Raw genomic sequence first — 3,352 nt, 5'->3', positions numbered from 1 at the left:
CCGCCTTGCGAGGCACCGCACCGGACGACCCGGGCTCACCCGACAAGATCCGAAAGAGACGGCCCAGGTCGTGTCCGCACAGTAGCCCCGGCCGACCGAAGGGCGGGCGCCCCGCGGCGAGGTGCGGTGCCAGGCGTCGCGGGGCAGGCGGGCCTGTGCGGACACGACCTCGGTGCGGTGACCGGCCCTCGGCGCCAGCTCCGCGAGTTGCCGCTGTCCCGCCGATGGGGCAGCGGCAACGCCGGCGGTATGCGGCGGCGCCGGGCCGCTTCGGCATGCCTTCTGCCGCGGGCTGCGAGCCTGCGCGCAGCTGTTCCGTGGAGCTCGGCCGTGCCGCGGTCACCTCACGCGAGGCCGACGGAAGCCGGGTCCGCGGTCATCGCCTCCCGCAGGCTCTTCGGCCGCAGGTCGGTCCAGTTCGCCTCGACGTGCTCGAGGCACCGCTCGCGGCTTTCCTCGCCGAACACGATGCGCCAGCCGGCGGGAACCTCGGTGAAGGACGGCCACAGCGAGTGCTGTTCCTCGTCGTTCACCACCACGTAGAACCGGCCGTCGGTGTCGTCGAACGGGTTGCTGCCCATGAATCCACTCCCATCCAAGCCGTTCACGATGCGATTCCCGGCCGTCGATGCTCCTCTCCCGCCGTCCTGTTGGCGGGACACCGGTACCACACTGCCCTGAATCTCCGCCGTTCCGCACCTGGTTCACAGGAATGGGCTTCCGGCCCTCCCGCGCCCCCGAAACCGAACCTGCCGCCTCCGCCCGGGCCGCCATGGCGCCATCGTGACGCCATGGCGGCCGGGGTGGTGTCGACGTGGGTGGCGGGATCGCGTGAGGGAGCCACGGTCAGGTGCGAAGACCTCCGCGATCGCGCCAAGTGTCCCGCGCGCAGGCGCTTCCCGGGTTTGTTTCCGGTGGTGGGCGTCTTGGCCTGTCGGCTGCCCCCTGCGCATCGGAGCGACTTCACTGCTGGCGATCGGACACTTCTTTTCGGCCACTTCGATGCGATGGCTCAGAAATGGCGCGACGATGGCGCCAAATGTGTGCCATGCTGGCGTCACGAACCGCGGCGGCCCGCAGCCCGCGACGTTCCCTCCTCGTTCCGTACCGATTCACACAGGAGTTGTGTCCCATGGCCACCTTCCTTTACAAAGTGGGCCGTCTCGCCTTCCGGCGACGAGGCCTGGTGTCACTGTTGTGGCTCGCCGTCCTCGCCGGGGTCGGCTTCGCCGCCTCCACCGCCCCGACTCCGCCCACCGACACGTTCTCGATGCCGGGTACGGAGTCGCAGAAGGCCTTCGACCTGCTGAAGGAGAAGTTCCCGGCCATGAGCGTGGACGGCGCGACCGCCCGCGTCGTGGTCCGGGCACCCGCCGGCGCGAAGCTCTCCGATCCCGCGGAGAAGGCCAAGGTGGAGAGCCTCCTCGGCGCACTGGCCAAGGCGCCGGACGTCGTGTCGGCCTCCGACCCTTTCAAGACCGACGCCCTCAGTCAGGACGGCACCACGGCGTACGTCGTGGCCACGTACAAGGTCTCCGCGCTCAAGGTGAGCGACGAGGCGCATACGGGCTTCGACAAGGCACTCGCGGACGCCCGGACCACCGGGCTGGTGGTCGAGGCCGGCGGTGACGCCGTAACCATGGACGGAGCGCCCGGCGGCGGTGCCGAAGGCATCGGCATCCTCGTGTCCGCCGTCGTTCTGGTCCTCACCTTCGGTTCGATGATCGCCGCGGGCATGTCCCTGCTGACGGCCCTCATGGGCGTCGCCATCGGCGGCGCGGCCATCGCCGCACTCGGCAGCACCCTCGGACTGTCCAGCACGACCTCCACCCTCGCCCTGATGATCGGCCTCGCGGTCGGCATCGACTACGCCCTGTTCATCGTTTCCCGCTACCGCTCCGAGGTGGCCGAGGGGCGGGAGCGCCAGGACGCCGCGGGCCGGGCCGTCGGCACGGCCGGCTCCGCCGTCGTCTTCGCCGGACTCACCGTCATCATTGCCCTCGCGGGCCTCAGCGTGGTGAACATTCCGATGCTCACCAAAATGGGCCTCGCCGCCGCCGGCACGGTCGCCGTCTCCGTACTCATAGCGATCACCCTCGTCCCCGCCCTGCTGGGCTTCGCGCCGATCAAGGTCATGCCCCGCAGGGAACGCAAGCGGTACTACGGCAAGCCGCTCACGGAGCGTCAGCAGCGCAGGGCCGACAAGCGGGCCGCGCGCCAGAAGCCGAACCTGGGCACCCGCTGGGCGACCTTCGTCGTCCGCCGCCCACTGGCCGTCCTGCTCCTCGGTGTCGTGGGCCTCGGCGTCGTGGCCCTGCCCGCCGCCGGACTTCGGCTCGGTCTGCCGGGCGAGGGCACCATGGCTCCGGACACCACGCAGCGCAAGGCGTACGACATGCTGTCCGAGTCCTTCGGAGCCGGGTTCAACGGGCCGCTGATGGTCACCGTCCAGGCCGATGACGCGGCGACGGCGGCCGCCACCGTGGGCAAGGAGCTCGGCAAGGTCGAAGGGGTCGCGGCGGTGACCCCCGCCACGCCCAACGACAAGGGCGACACCGCGGTCCTCACCCTCATCCCGAAGACCGGCCCCGCCGAGCCCGAGACCGAGGAACTGGTCGGGAAGATCCGGGGCATCGCGGGCGGCCTCGGAGCCGACAACGGCGCCGAGATCCTGGTGACCGGTCAGACCGCCCTGTTCATCGACTTCTCCCGGACCCTCGACGACGCGATGCTGCCGTACCTGGGCCTGGTGGTCGGACTCGCCTTCGTGCTGCTCGTACTCGTCTTCCGCTCGCTGCTCGTCCCGCTCAAGGCGGCCCTCGGCTTCCTGCTCTCCGTCAGCGCGGCCCTCGGCGCGGTCGTGGCCGTCTTCCAGTGGGGCTGGCTCTCGGACGTCTTCGGCATCGACCAGCCGGGCCCGATCATGAGTACCCTGCCGATCTTCATGATCGGTGTGGTCTTCGGTCTCGCGATGGACTACGAGGTCTTCCTCGTGACCCGGATGCGGGAGGCCTACGTCCACGGGGCGCAGCCCGACGAAGCGGTGATCACCGGGTTCCGCTACGGCGGCCGGGTGGTCGGGGCCGCCGCGATCATCATGGTCAGCGTTTTCTCCGGCTTCATCATGGAGGTGAACGTCTTCGTCAAGATGGTCGGCTTCAGCCTCGCGATCGCCGTCCTGTTCGACGCCTTCGTCGTCCGCATGGCCCTGGTGCCGGCGCTGTTCGCCATGCTCGGCCGGTCTGCCTGGTGGCTGCCCCGCGGGCTCGACCGCATACTGCCGAACATGGACGTCGAGGGCGAGAAGCTCAGCCGGACGACCGCCACCCCGGCCCTGCCCACCCAGCAGCGC

At 70.2% G+C, this 3,352-nt stretch carries 2 protein-coding genes; one reads left to right on the top strand and one right to left on the bottom strand.

All coding sequences use genetic code 11. The annotated features are described in order from the left end of the window. Window positions 1-344: 344 nt before the first annotated feature. A complete protein-coding gene (locus tag ACWGIU_RS33290; RefSeq protein WP_453711834.1) occupies window positions 345-581 on the bottom strand; it encodes an MbtH family protein in 237 nt (78 codons plus the stop codon). A 551-nt stretch (window positions 582-1,132) separates the two neighbouring features. Between ACWGIU_RS33290 and ACWGIU_RS33285 the strand changes: the two genes are divergently transcribed. Next, the coding region (locus tag ACWGIU_RS33285; RefSeq protein WP_453711833.1) for an MMPL family transporter at window positions 1,133-3,352 on the top strand (2,220 nt) is incomplete at its 3' end.

This window comes from Streptomyces sp. NPDC054840 (genome assembly GCF_053611065.1).
Note: the sequence above shows the minus strand (reverse complement) of the source record. Positions and strands in the feature narration are given on the sequence as shown.